The 17,420-nt window shown below is 65.5% G+C and carries 11 protein-coding genes, 1 rRNA gene and 1 riboswitch; of the genes, 8 read left to right on the top strand and 4 right to left on the bottom strand.

The features are described from left to right. Positions 1-109: ribosomal RNA gene (rrf, locus tag DF200_RS09345) — 5S ribosomal RNA — on the top strand; the annotation flags it as partial. 475 nt (positions 110-584) lie between these two features. After that, positions 585-4,457, top strand: coding sequence for an InlB B-repeat-containing protein (locus DF200_RS09340; protein WP_109138002.1), 3,873 nt, complete (start codon positions 585-587; stop codon positions 4,455-4,457). A 127-nt stretch (positions 4,458-4,584) separates the two neighbouring features. On the opposite strand, the gene ilvD is transcribed toward DF200_RS09340, so the two are convergent. Then, positions 4,585-6,450: a dihydroxy-acid dehydratase gene (ilvD, locus tag DF200_RS09335; RefSeq protein WP_109138001.1), complete on the bottom strand. Its 1,866-nt coding sequence runs from the start codon at positions 6,448-6,450 to the stop codon at positions 4,585-4,587. 152 nt (positions 6,451-6,602) lie between these two features. Here ilvD and rpoZ point away from each other — a divergent pair, with 152 nt between their 5' ends. The 6 genes from rpoZ to DF200_RS09305 all read left to right on the top strand — a co-directional run bounded on the left by rpoZ (position 6,603) and on the right by DF200_RS09305 (position 14,234). Further along, complete coding sequence (rpoZ, locus tag DF200_RS09330; RefSeq protein WP_109138000.1) at positions 6,603-6,887, top strand: DNA-directed RNA polymerase subunit omega; 285 nt, start codon at positions 6,603-6,605, stop codon at positions 6,885-6,887. A 238-nt stretch (positions 6,888-7,125) separates the two neighbouring features. Further along, positions 7,126-7,186: riboswitch (SAM riboswitch) on the top strand. Beyond that, positions 7,182-8,402: a methionine adenosyltransferase gene (gene metK / locus DF200_RS09325; RefSeq protein ID WP_109137999.1), complete on the top strand. Its 1,221-nt coding sequence runs from the start codon at positions 7,182-7,184 to the stop codon at positions 8,400-8,402. Its footprint overlaps the riboswitch before it by 5 nt. A 306-nt stretch (positions 8,403-8,708) precedes the next feature. Further along, complete coding sequence (locus DF200_RS09320) at positions 8,709-10,919, top strand: primosomal protein N' family DNA-binding protein (RefSeq protein ID WP_109137998.1); 2,211 nt, start codon at positions 8,709-8,711, stop codon at positions 10,917-10,919. A 70-nt stretch (positions 10,920-10,989) separates the two neighbouring features. Next, complete coding sequence (locus DF200_RS09315; RefSeq protein WP_109137997.1) at positions 10,990-11,700, top strand: HAD family hydrolase; 711 nt, start codon at positions 10,990-10,992, stop codon at positions 11,698-11,700. 61 nt (positions 11,701-11,761) lie between these two features. Further along, entirely contained in the window at positions 11,762-12,721 is a 960-nt protein-coding gene (gene fmt, locus DF200_RS09310) for a methionyl-tRNA formyltransferase (RefSeq protein WP_109137996.1), read from the top strand. Continuing rightward, on the top strand, positions 12,714-14,234 hold the full coding sequence (locus DF200_RS09305) for an RsmB/NOP family class I SAM-dependent RNA methyltransferase (RefSeq protein WP_206603438.1): 1,521 nt from the start codon (positions 12,714-12,716) through the stop codon (positions 14,232-14,234). The genes fmt and DF200_RS09305 overlap by 8 nt, the downstream gene beginning before the upstream one ends. Before the next feature lie 6 nt (positions 14,235-14,240). Here the strand turns inward: DF200_RS09305 and DF200_RS09300 are convergent, their stop codons facing one another. From DF200_RS09300 to serB, 3 genes are read right to left on the bottom strand one after another with little or no spacing between them, the layout of a single operon-like run. Further along, positions 14,241-14,927, bottom strand: a complete 687-nt coding sequence (locus DF200_RS09300; RefSeq protein ID WP_439098328.1) for a potassium channel family protein — start codon at positions 14,925-14,927, stop codon at positions 14,241-14,243. Positions 14,928-14,982: 55 nt separating this feature from the next. Then, entirely contained in the window at positions 14,983-16,398 is a 1,416-nt protein-coding gene (locus tag DF200_RS09295; protein WP_241520220.1) for a TrkH family potassium uptake protein, read from the bottom strand. Positions 16,399-16,449: 51 nt separating this feature from the next. Next, positions 16,450-17,169: a phosphoserine phosphatase SerB gene (gene serB / locus DF200_RS09290; RefSeq protein WP_109137995.1), complete on the bottom strand. Its 720-nt coding sequence runs from the start codon at positions 17,167-17,169 to the stop codon at positions 16,450-16,452. Between the last annotated feature and the right edge of the window lie 251 nt (positions 17,170-17,420).

Below are 17,420 nucleotides of genomic sequence, written 5' to 3'. Positions count from 1 at the left end.
CCATGGCCCGGGGGAGACGCCCGGTCCCATTCCGAACCCGGAAGCTAAGACCCGGCACGGCGATGGTACTGCACCCGGCAGGGTGTGGGAGAGTAGCACGCCGCCGCAATACACTCTTTGGAAAAATAAGGGACCGCCCCAGCCGGGACGGCCCCTTTCCCGTTTTCCGGGCTGTCGACGACGTACACCGGCAACGGCTCCTTCAGCACCACCCACAACACACACAACACTCATTTCCTTTTCCTGGTTCCTGTCCGATGGCGGATGGGAAGACTGCGGCAAACGGCATCACGCCCCGCGAAATCAGCGTTAAAGACCCCAGACCCTAACACAATCAACAGCTAGGGGGCGACGTGTTCATAGCGTGATTCAGGATACGACGTTCGAAAGCCCTTATAAAGGGGGTATGAAGAGGGTATGTGTCGACATATTATGGCGAGGAGTCGGGCTAGCATTGGCATGTAGACCGGGTATCACATCGGCGGGAGAGAACGGAGGATGCCATCCTCGTGACGGTTACGAATCCATCGGGCCCCCGTATATATCCGCAAGACAATGCAATACGACAATATCGGAGGATATCCATGCTTTCCTCACCACTACGTCGCCTGACCGGTCTGGTCACGGTGCTCGCCGCGGTCGCCGTCATGGTTACGGTTCCCGCGCAGGCGGCGCCGTCACTGCCAGACGCGACGCAGCCGGTCACCATCACACTACCGACAGACGGGTCCAAGGACGCGGACCAGCAGCGTACCCAGCAGGGATATACGTTCGAGAACGGTGAATGGACCGGCCTTTACATCCGTCCCGGCATCACCGCACACTTCACCATCACCGTGGACTCGAAGGCATCGAACCCCAACGTGGTCTGGGCATACCGCGAGGCGGGCCGCGTCGATGACCGCGGATATTCGGCCATGCGCGCCGACGACGGCGGACGGCTGAACAACGGCGCCAATGCAATCACCTTCGACACGTCCCAGCGCAAAGTCGGTCAGACATTGCTGATCCGTAACGACACGACCGACCCCGGCACCGTCACCATCACGAACGGCAACGCCTCCGACGGACGGCCCTCCCTCGGCGCCTATCCCACGTATACGCATGATCCGCAGCATCCGGAACTATTCTGGACGTTCGTACAGCAGCTTCGCGAATATGTGGCGTCCGGCGTCGACGTCAACGTCGGCGATCTTGTCGATAATCCCGATCTGCACATGGACGCTTCGGCATTGATCCTGGGTCGCCAGGTATATGAGCTGCGCGCCGCCAAACTCGCCGACTCCCTGAAGGACATCCAATCGGAGGCGGATGCGACCGCATGGGCCGCCAACGCCTACAAGGTGACCACCGACCGTCTCGCGTTCTTCGACCGATTGCAAGGCTTCGACGAGTCCGATGCGGATACGAAGCAAAAGCCGACGCGCATGAAGATCGTGCTGGAGATGACCTCGAACCTAACCGTCCCCTCCACCATGTTCGCCTGGTTCACCATGTATCACCTGCCGGAATCGGTATGGCCGGACGTGGCCACCACGGTGGATGCCGCGCATGGGTGGGCCAACGACCACGAGCAGGGACACATGATGGATGTGAACCCTCTGATCCGTGGCGAGGAGACCAACAACCTGTACGCCCTCTGGGGACGGCGTGTGGCCGGCATCGACGCCATGAAAGCGGGCGGAGGCCAATTCACCACCAACACGTACCACGGCAACGCGATCAGCTCCCAGAAGACGATCACCGACTGGCTTGACGAACGGCTCAAGAACCCGTCCGCAGCCTCGCAATGGGGAGACATCTGGCTGGACGTGGTCGCCCGGTTCGACGTGCTCCACTGGTTCGACGACTACGACTACAAGGACTACAACTTCGACGGATCCACATACACGCGTGAGCTCGCCGACCAGGTCCGCGAATACGGCGGATTCGGCGCTGTACTGCGACAGGTCCGCCGTGATCCGGCACGCTACCGCAACGTCGGCACCGTGTACGATGGTGCGGCCCGCGCCTATTCGGACGCACTCGGATACGATATGAGCGAAGTGATGGGACGGTTCGGCATGCCCGTCACCGACGCCACGAAGGAATACACGGCCAAATATCCGAAGCTCGCACAGCAGATCCAGTATTTCACGCTGGATGCGGACGCGAAGGCGATCAACGGCGCCAAACCGTTCGACTCCGATGTCACTCCGTCCCTCAAGGTCTCGCGCAACGCGGACGGAACATTGCGCATCAACGCCTCCGTGTCCGGCGACGCGGCCGTCGGCTTCGAACTCCATGCCGACGGCACGCCGGTCGCGTATTCCACCACCGGCGTGTTCGATGTGACCACCGGCGACCATGATCCCGTATGGACGGTCGTCGCCTACGATGTGCGTGCGAACGTCTCCAAGCCCGCGACCGTCCGATCCGTCACGACGGCCAAAGTCGACGTCGCCGCATCCGACGGTTCGGACGTGTCGGCGGCGACTGTGACATTGACGCCGCGCGACACCGCGGCGCAGCCGACCGTCTCCCATCCGGTGGACGGGACGGCCACATTGAACGACGTTCCGTCCGGCGACGTGACCGTCACCCTGAAGGGATACGATGCGATTCCCGCGAAGCGCACGGTGGACGGGTACGACCAGTCGCCGGCGACGCTGAAGTTCACGCTGGTCCCGAAGGATGCAGCCGTCACGGCGACCCCGCGGCCCGGTATCGCCGGAACCGCATTGGACGATGGAAGCCTCGCGTTCACCATCCGGCCGGCAGACCCGGATGACGACGTCATGTTCACGACCGACGGTTCGGAGCCCACGCCCACACATGGCACACGTTGGACGGGAGACCCGGTGAGAATCACGTCGTCGCCGTTGACCGTGAAGGCGATCGCGTTCCGGTCCGGTCACGGGCCCAGCGAAGTCGCCGCGACCACGTTCACCGACAACCGGACCGTCGATTTGTACGATGCGATCTACGGTCCCAGCCACGGTGTCGGCAACAAGGTGACGCTCGGCGTCGGCGAATACCGGGGAGCCGGCCAGCTGGGCGAAGTGTACGAGGACCTGCGCAGCCTGAAGGTCCCAGACGGATTGAAGGTCACCGGCTTCGAGGGCGAGAACCTGGACGGCACGTCATACACGTGGACCGGTACGGTTCTTTTCGTGAACGGCTACAATGCACGGCCCATCCGTTCGCTGCGCATCGAGACGACCGGCGCGCCCAAGGCAGCGAAGACCGGAACGATCACGTTCGATGCGGGTGCGAAGGACGCCTCCGGCACCATGGCCGACCTCGACCTGTATGAAGGCATTCCCGCATCCATTCCGGACGTGGCCTTCACCCGTGCCGGATGGACGGCGACCGGATGGAAGGACGCCGCCGGCAATGCCGTCTCGCCCGGTGACACAACCACGTCGTCGACGGCGTTGACCGCGGTATGGCGGCGCAACACGTACACGCTCGTGGCCGACCCGAACGGCGGCGACTCGACGGTCGCGCCGCGGCAATTGGAGGCCGGTGCCGATGTGACCCTTCCGGACGCGGGCGTGCGCCGCGGATACACGCAGACCGGCTGGAAGCTGCCCGATGGGAGCGAGGTGAAACCAGGAGCCACCGTGCCATCGTTGACGGACAGGGATGGCGCTACCGTGACGATCGTCGCCGTCTGGTCGCCCAACGCGGCAACGCTCCGCTTCGACAAGGGCGCGTCCGATGCGGCCGGCGACACCGCCGACATCGGCATCGTGTTCGACAAGGAGACCGCGCTACCCGAGAGCGGGTTCACGCGTACCGGATACACGTTCGCCGGCTGGCGTATGCCGGACGATTCGGTATCGCAGCCGGGGGCCAAGGTGAAGAACCTCACCGACGCCGCCGGCACGGTCGTCACCGTCACCGCCGTGTGGCGGGCGAACACGTATACTCTCCGCTTCGACAAGGGCGCGTCCGATGCGGCCGGCACAATGGCCGACGTCCATGCCGCATATGATGCGGATACACCTCTGCCCGTCAACGCGTTCACGCGTACCGGGTACACGTTCGACGGATGGCTGCTGCCGGACGGTCGGATCGCCGATGACGCGGCCACCGTGCGCAACCTGACCACCGCCGATGGCGCGACGGTCACGCTCACCGCACGATGGAAGGCGAATGCCACAACCGACCCGGATAAGCCGACGAATCCGGACAAGCCGACGAATCCGGATAAGCCGGTTGGGCCGAATCAGCCGTCGAATCCGAATCGACCGTCCGACCCCGCCTCCGGCGGCAACGATGTGGTGGCGCCTCCGTCCGGAGGAACCGTCCACAAGGCGGACGGCAAGACCATCGCCGGCACCGACGATACGAAGCCGGGCATCTCCGTGCTCGCGCGGACCGGCGTCGCCGCGACCGGGGCGGTGGCGATGCTTGTGCTCGCCGCGGTCGGTCTTGGATTGGCGCGATCGGCACGCAGGAAGCGTGAATAGCCGGTACGATGCCAGTGGCCGGCACAGCAGCCGCGGATAGAAGCGGATAGAAGCGGATAGAAAACGGGGGCCGCCCACGTCCTGGCACGTGTGCGGCCCCCGTTGCGTTTCGGGCTTAGGGAATCAATCAGGCGAGTCCGGAAAGCTTATTGATGAGCTCCGGATCTCTCGTAGCACCCTTGTCCGCGGAGCGGGCGAAGGCGGCGTAGGCCTTGAGTGCCTGGCTCACCTTGCGGTCGCGGTGGGCCACGTAACCGTCTCCGGCCTCAAGTTCGCGACGGCGCTCCGCCAGCTGCTCGTCGGTCAGCTCCACGTTCACGGAACGTGCCTCGATGTCGATGTTGATGATGTCGCCGTTCTTGATCAGCGCGACCGGGCCCTTGTTCGCGGCCTCCGGTGCCATATGGCCGATGGCCAGACCGGAGGAGCCGCCGGAGTAGCGGCCGTCGGTGAGCATGGCCACCTGCTTGCCGATGCCCTTGCCCTTGACGAAGGAGGTCGGGTAGAGCATCTCCTGCATGCCCGGGCCGCCCTTCGGTCCCTCGTAGCGGATGACCAGCGCCATGCCGGGCTTCAGCGTGTCGTTGAGGATGACCTCGATGGCCTGCTCCTGCGATTCGACCACCAGTGCCGGTCCGCGGAACTTCCAGATCTCCTGCGGCACGCCGGCGGTCTTCACCACGCAGCCGTCGGGCGCGAGGTTGCCGCGCAGCACGGCCAGGCCGCCCTCGTGGATCTCCGGGTGGTCGATGTCATGGATCGCGCCGTTGACGCGGTCGGTGTCGAGGGAGTCGAACAGGGTCTCGTGCGTCCACGGCTCGGGGGAGATGATGTGGCCCGGCGCCGCGTGGTACATGGTCTTGGCCTCTTCGGTGCAGGTGTCGCGCATGATGTCCCAGTCGGCGAGCTTGTCCTCGAGCGTCGGGTAGTCGATGGAGTGAACGTTTTTGTGCAGCTTGCCGGCGCGGTCGAGCTCGCCGAGGATGCCGCAGATGCCGCCGGCGCGGTGCACGTCGGAGATCTCCCACTTGCCGGAGGGCGCGGCCTTGCAGATGCACGGCACGGTGTGCGAGATGCGCTCGATGTCGTCGAGCGTGAAGTCCACGTCGGCGGATTGCGCCATGGCGAGGATGTGCAGCACGGTGTTGGTGGAGCCGCCCATGGCCACGTCCATCGTCATCGCGTTCTCGAACGCCTCCTTGGTGGCGATGGAGCGCGGCAGCACGGAATCGTCGTCGTCCTTGTAGTACTGGTTGGCGATCTTGACGACCTGGCGCGCGGCCTTGCGGAACAGCTCCTTGCGGAAGCCGTGGGAGGCGAGGATCGTGCCGTTGCCGGGCAGCGCGAGACCGATGGCCTCGGTCAGGCAGTTCATCGAGTTGGCGGTGAACATGCCGGCGCAGGAGCCGCAGGTCGGGCAGACGGTCTTCTCGTAGTTGAGCAGGTCCTCCTCGGAGACGTTGTCGTCGGCGGAGGCGTACATCACCGAAATCAGATCGGTGTTCTTCTTGACGGTGCCGTCGGCGAGGACGGTGGTGCCGGCCTCCATCGGGCCGCCGGAGACGAACACGGTGGGGATGTTGAGGCGCAGGGCAGCCATCAGCATGCCGGGGACGACCTTGTCGCAGTTCGGGATGCAGATCAGGGCGTCGGCGCAGTGCGCGTTGCACTGGTATTCGACGGTGTCGGCGATGATGTCTCGGGAGGGCAGGGAGTACAGCATGCCGGTGTGGCCCATGGCGATTCCGTCGTCGACTGCCATGGTGTTGAACTCGCGCGGGATGCCGCCGGCCTCCTTGATGGCCTCGGAGACGATGCGCCCCACCTTGTTCAGATGCACATGGCCCGGGAGGAACTCGTCGAAGGAGTTGGCGATGGCGATGATGGGCTTCCTGCCCATGTCGTCACCATTGACCCCGGCGGCGCGGTAAAGGGCGCGAGCGCCCGCGAATACACGTCCAGTCATTAGTTTTGCAGATCGCATTTCTGTCATGCCTCCATTCAACCATCGGGGCAAGGCGTCCGTTCATGCTAGTGTCGATATATGGAAGGATTTTCACATTAGGTCTTCACAAAACGGCCGTTATGGGGTAAAATCCATTCGATTATCGAAGTACTTTCATCCAATACAAGTTTGGAGCACCAATGACACTTGGCACCAATCCGGAGCCTCAGGGACTTGCGAATCCCCCCATCGACGATCTGATGCAGCACGCGGATTCCAAGTACGCGCTCGCCATCTTCGCCGCGAAGCGCGCCCGTCAGATCAATTCCTACTTCACCCAGCTCAACGAAGGACTGCTGCAGAACGTGGGTCCTCTGGTCGAGTACCAGAACCAGGAGAAGCCGCTGTCCATCGCGTTCCGCGAGATCAACAACGGCCTGCTTGAGGAGACGCTCGGCGAGGACGACGTCAACGAAGGCAACTGATTCCACGGAGTGACCGGCGTTCTTCGTCATGCATGGAGGTCCATCGTTTGACGGTGTCCTCCGTGCGGGGAATATCGGCGACACGCTTGCCGACCGCACGCATGTCGAGTACAACTGAACGTCAGGAGCGAACGCATCGAGGCCCGCGCCGACCATGGGAATGGTCCGGCACGGGCCTTTTCCATAACCGGCGCGACATCCGCACGTCGGCGTGGCTCCCCAAAACAGAACAACAAACCGTATCATTGTGCCTCGCGACGTCATGCGGGGCGATAAGTCCGAAAGAGGGATGATATGACCAATCAGGAGCGCAAGCTCATCTCGGCCGAATCCGTGACCGAAGGCCACCCCGACAAGGTCTGCGACCAGATATCCGATGAAATCCTCGACGAACTGCTCAGGCAGGACCCGCAGTCCCATGTGGCCGTCGAGACCTCCGCGGCGACCGGCGTGTTCCTCGTGTTCGGCGAGGTGACGTCCAAGGGCTACGTCGATGTGCAGTCCAAGGTGCGTGAGACGCTGCGTCGCATCGGATACACCTCCTCCGAGGTCGGTCTCGACGCCGACTCCTGCGGCGTGATCGTGGCCATAACAGAACAGAGCTCCGAGATCAACCAGGGCGTGGCGCGCCTGACCGGGGAGAAGGAGACCGAGGCGAGTCGCGAGGAACGCTATGAGGCGCAGGGTGCCGGCGATCAGGGCGTCATGTTCGGATACGCCACAGACGAGACCGACGTGCTCATGCCGCTGCCCGTCTATCTGGCGCATCGCCTCGCCTACCGTCTCGCCGAGGTGCGCAAGAACGGTGAAGTCGCGCATCTGCGTCCGGACGGCAAGACCCAGGTGACCATCGAATATGACGAGGACGACCGTCCGAAGCGCGTGGACACCGTGCTCATCTCCACCCAGCACGATCCCGAGGCCACGCAGGAATGGCTGCGCGGCGAGCTCAAGGACCACGTCATCGACCCCGTGCTCGACGAGGTGCTCGGTGACGGCGTCAGGCACGACGACTACCGCCAGCTCGTCAATCCGACCGGCTCATTCGTGCTTGGCGGACCGGCTGCCGACGCCGGCCTGACCGGCCGCAAGATCATCGTCGACACCTATGGCGGAGCCGCCCATCACGGCGGTGGCGCCTTCAGCGGCAAGGATCCGTCGAAGGTGGACCGTTCCGCCGCGTACGCGACCCGCTGGGTGGCGAAGAACATCGTGGCGGCCGGCCTCGCCCATCGCGTGGAGGTCCAGGTGGCGTACGCCATCGGTGTGGCCGACCCCGTGTCCGTCAACGTGGAGACCTTCGGCCCCGAGGAGGGCGTCACGCGCGCCCAGATCGCGGCCGCCGTGCGCAAGGTGTTCGATCTGCGTCCCGCCGCCATCATCGACGAGCTCGACCTCAAGCGTCCGATTTACGCGAAGACCGCCGCATACGGGCACTTCGGCCGTGTGGATGTGGAGTTCCCGTGGGAGAGGACCGACAAGGTCGACGAATTGAAGGCCGCCATCGCGGAATAGAGGACATCGGTCGCTGACCGGGAGGGAATCCGGCACATCGTTCTCGACACACTCAAGGCCGTTCGGCCTCGCTCCGGTATTTGCTTGGCAAGCCTAGCAAATACCTGCGCTGCTTACGGTCGGGAACGATATGCCGGATTCCTTTGTCGTAATGGGCATCGATGATTCACGGTCGAGAATGACATACCGGCTTCCTGCGTTGTGGGGTGCCGCTGCTTACGGTCGTGCAGAGTGTGCTGGTCTGCGTATTGGGACAGGGTTGCGTCGATCTTGGGGCGGCGGAAGCGTGGATGATAGGGTGAGGGGATGAGTGGGATGCATGCGGAGCAGCTGGCGCTGGACGGGCTCGCGCCCCGGCGCCGGCGCAGACGCGCGCCCGCCGAGAAGACACCGGCGGCGGAGCATCCCATAGCCCGTGTGGTCATCGATGTACAGGCCACGCATCTGGGAAGGACCTTCGACTATCTCGTCGACGAGAAGCAGTCGGACGCCGCCCGGCCCGGCGTGCGGGTGCGCGTGCGGTTCGGGAGGCGATTGCTCGATGGATTCATCTGGCAGAGGGCCGATTCCAGCGACACCCCGTCGTCGTCCCTGCGCTTCCTCGAACGCGTGGTCTCCCCGCGCGTCGTCCTTTCCGAACGGATGCGTGACGACGTCGCCCTCATCGCCGACGCGTTCGGCGGCACCCGAGCCAACATCCTGCGCGTGGCCGTGCCGCCCCGCAGCGCCAAGGTGGACGGGGAGTGGAGACCGGGGGGCAAGGCCGTGTCCGCCCGGGCCGACGAACTGGCCGTCACCCTGGACGAGCCCACCGTCAAGGCGTTCTCCCGCATCGAATCAAGCTATGCCTCGGCGGCGCTGCTGAAACAGGCATTGGAGGCGCGCTCCTACGGGCATGTCGTATGGGACAGCCTGCCCGGGCCAAGACTGTGGGCCAAGGACCTCGCCTGGGCCGTGGCCACCATGATTATGCACGGGCGCTCCGCGGTCGTGGTGCTTCCGGACATGCGACACGTGTCCGACATGGCGCGTTCGCTCGCCGCCTACGGGCTGCGGCCGTTCGCGCCGTCACCCACCGGCAACGGCGTATGGGGCGGGGACGTGGCCACGCTCGGCGCGTCCATGGCACCCGAACTGCGCTACCGGTCCTACATGGCGGTGGCGGACGGCACCGTGCGATGCGTCATCGGCCTGCGCGCCGCCATGTACGCGCCGGTCGAAGGTCCCGCCCTGTTCGCCATCGTCGACGACGTGGCCTACCAGAACGCCGACGGACTCATGCCCTACGCTCAGGCGCGCGACGTGCTGAGACTGCGGGCGCAGGCCCATGGCGGCGTGTTCCTCGCCGCGGGGCATGCCAGAAGCCCCATCAGCCAATGGGAGGCGACCCATGATCCGCGTGTGGTGGATGTGCACGCGTTGCCGGCCGCGGCGAAGGACCTGACTCCGTGGGGACGGTGGCTCAACCATGAGGAGCTGGCGCGGCTCGCCGACCCGGCCATCGGGGCCCGTGTGCCGCACACCGCCGTCGCCGCCATGCATCGTGCATTGGGGAAGGGGCCCGTGCTGCTGTCCGTGCCCCACCGGGGCGAAGGCACCGTGCTGGCGTGCACGCACTGCCATGCGCGTGCACGATGCCCCCGATGCACCGGACCGTTGCGGCAGATGCCCGCAGCGGCGCCGCAATGCGCCTGGTGCGGGGCCGCTGCCGTGGACTGGCATTGTTCCTCCTGCTCCTGCCCGCGCATGCGTGGCGTGCGCGTGGGCGCCGAAGGCACCATGCGTGAACTGCAGGGGCTGGTCCGTGGCGTGCCCATCATGATCTCCACGCCGAACCAGCCGCGGGGCATCATCGAGGACGTGGCGGACAAGCCCCAGCTGGTGATAGCCACACCCGGCGCCGAACCACGTGTGGTGTCCGCGTCGCGGCCGTCGGGCACGGCCGGATATCAGGCCGTGGTCATCCTCGACGCATGGACCAGCCTGTATGCGCCCGGCCTCGACGCCCGCGTCGACGCGCTGACCGCGTGGATGCGGGCCGCCTCGCTCTGCGTGCCGCGTACCCGAGGCGGGCAGGTGCTGCTCGTAGGGGAGTCCGATCCGGCGCTGGCGCAGTCGCTGGTCATGTGGGACCCCCGCATACTCGCCTCCAAGGAGGTCGAGGAGCGCGCCGCCACCGTGTTCCCGCCCAGCGTGTCCGCGGCGGCCGTATGGGGCGAGCGTGCCGCCGTCACGACCCTTCTCGACCGCATCGGCGCATTGGACGGCGATCTGGGCATCGTACGGGTCGGAGACGCCGAATGGCCCGCCGTGCTCGGCCCCGTGCCCATCGCTCCGGAACGGCGCATGGGGCGGCAGCTGGAGGAGACCTCCGACCGGGTGCGTGCGCTCGTGCGTGTGCCGAACGACCGCGTGAACGAGCTGGCAGCCCGGCTGCGTGCCGCCGTCGCCCGGCATGTCGCCTCGCGGTCGCCCGGCGAACTGCGCTTCGCCATCGACCCGAAGGACGTCATCTGACGGCGTTCCTCGTCCTTGTGACGTGTTTCGATGGATATGAATCGACGCGCTCTGAGGAAAGGACGGCATCATGAAGGGTTGGCCAGGGGAGCCGGACATGGAATACGACGTGCTTGTCGGCGAGGGGGCGGCTGCGTCCGCCATGGGCAAGCCGATCGAGAACGTGGTCTTCGACTTCGGCAACGTGCTAATCTACTGGAATCCCGAGGCGGCGATGCTGCCGCGCTACAGCCGCCACGCCATCGACGAGTTCCTCGACAACGACATCTCCGGATTCTACGACGCGAACGATCGCATGGACGGCGGGGCCACCCTGGAGGAGGGCATCGCCTGGATGCGCGAGACGCACGGCGACAAGTGGGCGGATATGCTGCGCTATTATCTCGACAACTTCCGCGACTCCCTGACCGGCGTGGTCCCCGGGGCGCGCGTGCTGGTCAACGACCTCAAGGCCGCCGGCATCGGCGTATGGGGACTGTCGAACTGGCAGGCCGACCTGTTCCACGTGGCCGAGGAGCAGTGCGACATCATCCGGCAGCTGGACGGCAAGGTGGTCTCGGGCTTCGTCAGGCTCCGCAAACCCCACAGGGACATCTACGAACGGGCCCTGCATGATTTCGGCATCGACGCCGAAGGCACCCTGTTCGTCGACGACAAGTCGATGAACGTCGTCGGCGCCAACGCCGCCGGCATCCGCGGCGTGCGGTTCTCCGATCCGCAGAAGCTGCGGGCGCTGCTCATCGCAGAAGGCGTCGACATCCCCGCCGTGCGGGACGTCTGACCTTCGCCGGCGACCTCTCATACCGAACCATGACGTCACCCTCCCAGGAAAGGAACCGTGATTGAGAATTCTGTTCTGCGGCACGCCTGATGTGGCCGTGCCATCCCTCAAGGCGCTCGCCGAAGCCGAAGACATCGACGTGGCCTGCGTGCTGACACGTCCGGACGCGCCGAAGGGCCGTGGACGCCGGCTCATGCCCAGCCCCGTCAAACAGGCGGCGAACGAGCTCGGCATCCCCGTCATCGACGGCGATCCCCGCGATCCGGGATTCGCGGACGGGCTGGCGCGATGGGACGTCGAGGCGGCCGCCGTGGTGGCGTACGGACGCATCCTGCCCCAGTCGGCGCTCGATGCGCTGCCCAAGGGCTGGTACAACCTGCATTTCTCGCTGCTGCCGCAGTGGCGCGGCGCGGCCCCGGCGCAGAGGGCGGTCTGGTCCGGTCAGCCCGCAACCGGATCCACCGTGTTCCGCATCACCCTCGGTATGGACGAAGGTCCCATCCTCATGCAGAACCGCATCGAGATCGGCGCACGCGAGACCTCCGGCGGGCTTCTGGACGCCATGGCGGCCAGCGGGGCGTCCCTGCTGGTCCGTGCCATGCAGGCGGTGGCCGCAGGCGTCGCCACCGAGACCGAACAGCCCGAGGAAGGCGTGACCGTGGCGGACAAGATCCGCAGCGGGGACGCTCACGTGTTGTTCGATGCGCCGGCAGCCGACATCGACCGCCAGATCCGCGCATGCACGCCGGAACCCGGCGCATGGTGCGAGTTCCGTTCCGGAGCCGACTCCGAACCCATCACCCTGCACATCCTCTCCGCCATCCCCGCGGACGCCGACCGTCCCGGCGTGCCCGCCGATCTCGCCGCGGGCGCGGTACGGGCCGGCAAGCGCAATGTCTGGGTCGGAACGGCCGACGGTCCGCTGGAGCTGCTTGAGGTCAAGGCGCAGGGCAAAAAGGCCATGAGGGCCGCCGACTGGGCCCGCGGGGCGCGACTGGAAGCGGGGGCCCGCTGTGACTGACGATGGCCGAATATCCTCCAGTCCCCGGGGAGGCCATGATTCCCGTCGCCCGGGCGGCAACCGCGGTGGCGTATCGCGACGTCCCGGCAACAAACCGTCCGGCGACCCCAGACTGGTCGCCTACGACGTGACCGCACGTATCGGCTCCACCGACAGCTTCAGCAATCTGCTGCTGCCCGGGGCGCTCGCCGCGGCCGGCATGGACCCGCGCGGCAACGCGTTCGCCACGCAACTCGTCTACGGTACGCAGCGGTGGCGAGGCCTGATCGACGCCGTCATAGAGGCCGCGGCGAAGCGTGCGTCGTCCGCCATCGACGCGCACAGTCTCGACGTGCTGCGCATCGGCGTCTACCAGGCGCTGTTCATGAACGTGGCCGACCACGCCGTCGTCTCACAGACCGTGGATCTGGCCAGACGCCGGGCTGGCTCGCGCTCCGCGGGATTCGTCAACGCGGTGATGCGCCGCATCGTGACCCGCGATCTCAAGGAATGGCAGTCGGTGGTCGTCTCCCGCATAGCGAAGGACGACCATCCGCAACGCCTCGCCGTACGCTATTCGCATCCGCGGTGGATCGTCGAGGAGCTGTCCCGCGCATGGGACGCCGCCGGATACCCGGGGGAGGAGGACTCCGAGACCTCGGTCGCGGCAATGCTCGCCAGGGACAACGACGAGCCCGACGTCACCCTGGTGGCGCGTCCCGGACTCATCGACCGCGACGAGCTGGCGGACCGACTGCCGAGGACGGCGCGTCTCGCGCCCGGCCGGTGGAGCCCCTATGCGCTGCGCGTGCATGGCGTGAACCCCGAACGCGTGGACGCCGTAAGACGCGGCGTCGCCGGTGTGGAGGACGAAGGAAGCCAGCTCGCCGCACTCGCCCTGGCCAACGCGGAGACATCGGGCGGCGACGGCGCGGGCGAGGCCTGGCTCGACCTGTGCGCGGGACCCGGCGGGAAGACCGCGCTGCTCGGCGCCATCGCCGCCGGCCGCGGCGCCACGCTCACCGCCAACGAACCCAGCCATCATCGCGCACAGCTCGTGCGAGACAACACCAGGGCCCTGCCCCCGGCCGTGATGACCGGCGTCCTGGAGCATGACGGACGGGACATTGGCACGATGCATCCCGATTGTTTCGACCGCATCCTCGTGGATGCTCCCTGCTCGGGGCTCGGATCCCTGCGACGGCGGCCCGAAGCGCGGTGGCGCAAGCGCCCCGAGGACCTGACCGCTCTCGCCGACGTGCAGCGCGGCCTGCTTGAATCCGCCCTGCGGGCGGTGCGCGTGGGAGGCATGGTGGCGTACGTGACCTGTTCGCCGGCGCTTGCCGAGACGCGGGACATCGTCGACGCCGTGCTCGACGGCACCGACGCCGTCGAAAGGCTCGACGCGACGGCGGTGCTGAGACGCATCAGCCCGGACATGCCCCTGCCGGGACGCGAAGGCGACGTGCAGCTGTTCGAGCATCTGCACGACACGGACCAGATGTTCATCAGCCTGATGCGAAGGACCCGCTGACCGGCGTCAGGATTCGATGAAGCGGTCGATCTGCTTCTGGCTGCCGAGGATGATGATCTCGCCGTTGTGCTTCATCACGATGTCGTTGGAACCGTACTGGAACTCCTCGCCGGGGTTCTTCACGCCGATGACGCTGACCCCGTAGCGACCGTGCACATCCGCCTCGGCGATGGTCCTGCCGCATACGGCATACGGGGTGAGCACCTTCACGACGGAATACGGTCCCTCGATCTCGATGTAGTCGAGGTATCGGCTGGCGAGCAGATGGCCGACGCGTTTGCCTCCATCGGTCTCCGGACGGAACACGTGGCTGGCCCCGATGCGCTGCAGTATGCGCGTATGCTGATGCGAGATGGACTTGGCCCACACGTCGGGGATGCCGGCGTCAAGCAGATTGCCAGTCGTCAGGATCGACGCCTCGACGCTGTCGCCGATGGCGACCAGTGCGGCGTCGAAATTCGAGGCGTTGATCTGCTCCACGGCCAGCGGGTCGGTCAGGTCGGCCTCCATCACCGGCACCTTGCCCGACCATCGTGCGATGATCGCCGGGTCCCGGTCCACGCCGAGCACGTCCTCGCCCAGCTCTCCCAGCGTGCGTGCGGCGGCCGTGCCGAAACGCCCCAGTCCGACGACCAGGATCGAACGGTTCTCGATATGCGTGGATCCCATCTGGCTGTTCCTCCTGCCCAGCATGTCCTGCAACAACGAAATCATGGCTGTACGTCCTTCGTCGATCGGTTATCGGCCATCATCCGACGATGATGCTCTCGGCCGGATACCGCACCGCCTGCGGCGGCTGTGGTTTGGAAATGGCGTAGGCCACGGTCATCGGTCCGAGCCGTCCGACGAACATGAGCGCGGCCAGCACATACAGCGTCGCCGGATTCGACGGATCCGCTATGCCCAGCGTATATCCTCCCAGTCCGAACGCCGAACAGCATTCGAACAGGATGTCGGTGAGCGAGCGCTGCGTGATCGTCAGCAGGATCAGCGAGGCCACGTAGATGAGCGTGCCGCATGTGGCGGTGATGGCGATCGCCATGATCGCGGTCTGCGTGTGCAGGCGCTTGCCGAACACCGCGTCGTCCTTGCGGCGCATGAACGACGCCCGGCAGACCAGGATCAGCGTGGCGAACGTGGTGACGCGGATGCCGCCCGCCGTCGACGCCGAACCGCCGCCGATGAACATGATCATCGACATGAACAGCTTGGTCTGCTCGGTCACGTGCGGCATCCACGAGATGTCGAACCCGGCCGAGCGGGGCATCACCGCGGCGACGAGCGCATGCCAGAGCTTCGACGATATGTCCGAGTTCCAGAACAGCGTGCGGTTGTTCCATTCGACCAGCAGGAACCAGACCAGCGAGGAGGTGACCAGGCCGAGCGTCGTCACCACGGTGATCTTCGTGTGCAGATTCCAATGACGCGGCCCGTCATGACGGCGTGTGGCGCGGACGATGTTGAGGATCACGGGGAAGCCGAGCGTGCCGACGAACGCGCTGAGCAGGATCGGCAGTCCCACGCCCCAGCTGTTCACATACAGTCCGGCGGAATCCGGCGTGAATCCAGCGTTGTTGTACGATGCGACCGAGAAGAACACCGCCTCCCACAGGGAGTTGATGATGTTGCCCTCGTTGAGCCGGAGCAGTGCGGGCAACAGCATGAAGAACGCGATGGCCTCCACGCTGAACGTGCATACCAGCACCACGGTGATCACCGACTGCACCTCGCTGAGCTTGGAGGCCCCCAGCTCGTCCGCGGCGAGCAGCTTCTGCGAGATCCGTATGCGGCGGCTGATGGTCATGGTGATCAGCGACGCGAACGTCATCACGCCCAGGCCGCCCATCTGGATGGAGACCAGGATCACGGCCTGCCCGAAATAGGTCCAGAAGTCGGCGGTGTTGACGATGGCGATGCCGCACGTCGACAGGGCCGAAACCGCGGTGAAGAACGCGGTGTTGAAATCCGTGAACGTGTGGGAGCGCGACGATGCCGGCAGCATCAGCAGGGCGGTGGACAGGCAGATGAGGACGAGGAAATAGGCGATGGACAGACGTCCCGGATGGGCGATCAGACGTTCCAGCCATGTTCCATGGACGTTGCCCGGCCTGTTACGGAAGGCCCTTCGGATGCCGTGGAACGGCCGGAATATGCGATTCACCACTACGAAACGCTAACTCGTAATCCAGACAACGAAAACGTCGGAGTCCGCGGTTCAGATGGTCCGCGTCACGTCGGAATGGGAGACGTCCGTGGTGTCGGTGGAGTCGATGATGTCGAACGCCTTCATCAGGTCTCGTTCGTCGATGGCGTATGGGGCGGCGTCGCGCGTCTTCGGCTTGGCGCAGAACGCGATGCCGACGCCGGCTGCCTGGATCATCGGGATGTCGTTGGCACCGTCGCCGATGGCCACGGTGTTTCCCATCGGGATGCCCATGTCGCCGGCCCATCGACGCAGCGAGGCCAGTTTGGTCTCCTTGGTGACGATGTCGCCGCGCAGTCCGCCGGTCAATACGCCGTCGACGACCTCCAGTCCGTTCGCGGTGCAGAAATCGATGCCGGCGTCGGTCGCGAGACGGTCGGCGATCTCATGGAATCCCCCGGAGACCACGCCGACCTTCCATCCGCGCCCATGCGCGGTGCGCACCAGCTCGGCGGCACCGTTGGTGAGATGGCAGCGATGATAGACCTTGTCCAGCACCGCTGCGGGCATGCCCCTGAGCAGGGCGACGCGTTCGCGCAGCGCCGCTTTGAAATCCAATTCGCCGCTCATGGCGCGTTCGGTGATCGCGGCCACGCGTTCGCCGATGCCGGCCTCCTCGCCGAGCATGTCAATGACCTCCTCGTCGATGAGCGTGGAATCCACGTCCATGACGATGAGCCGCATGGGGTTGCCGGCATCGGAACGATTCATTGGGGAAGTAAATGCGCGCATTCTCCTTATTGTCGGTCCGCATGGGGACAAAATCAAGGGGAAGGCGCGAATCCCGTGCAAGGCTGGGAAAGATTCACCGGGATTCGTGATCCGAGGGCGTGGCCGATGGTTCAATCGTCAACCATGACGTTTACGAACACCATCATATCGTCCGCATCGTCCGCCGTCTGCCCACGACGTGACTCATGTTTTTTGAGCGCGTAATGGTTAGTGGTGCCTCATCGGAAATGAGCGCGAACGGTACCGGTCCT

The organism is Bifidobacterium catulorum (genome assembly GCF_003129925.1).
Taxonomy (GTDB): domain Bacteria; phylum Actinomycetota; class Actinomycetes; order Actinomycetales; family Bifidobacteriaceae; genus Galliscardovia; species Galliscardovia catulorum.
This window is presented reverse-complemented; position numbering and strand designations above follow the sequence as displayed.

What these genes read in the sequence shown, in the direction of transcription:
- DF200_RS09340 (WP_109138002.1), top strand. Translation starts at nt 585, where the DNA reads ATGCTTTCCTCACCACTACGTCGCCTGACCGGTCTGGTCACGGTGCTC.
- ilvD (WP_109138001.1), bottom strand. Translation starts at nt 6,450, where the DNA reads ATGACAGAAATGCGATCTGCAAAACTAATGACTGGACGTGTATTCGCG.
- rpoZ (WP_109138000.1), top strand. Translation starts at nt 6,603, where the DNA reads ATGACACTTGGCACCAATCCGGAGCCTCAGGGACTTGCGAATCCCCCC.
- metK (WP_109137999.1), top strand. Translation starts at nt 7,182, where the DNA reads ATGACCAATCAGGAGCGCAAGCTCATCTCGGCCGAATCCGTGACCGAA.
- DF200_RS09320 (WP_109137998.1), top strand. Translation starts at nt 8,709, where the DNA reads ATGAGTGGGATGCATGCGGAGCAGCTGGCGCTGGACGGGCTCGCGCCC.
- DF200_RS09315 (WP_109137997.1), top strand. Translation starts at nt 10,990, where the DNA reads ATGAAGGGTTGGCCAGGGGAGCCGGACATGGAATACGACGTGCTTGTC.
- DF200_RS09300 (WP_439098328.1), bottom strand. Translation starts at nt 14,927, where the DNA reads ATGCTGGGCAGGAGGAACAGCCAGATGGGATCCACGCATATCGAGAAC.
- serB (WP_109137995.1), bottom strand. Translation starts at nt 17,169, where the DNA reads ATGCGCGCATTTACTTCCCCAATGAATCGTTCCGATGCCGGCAACCCC.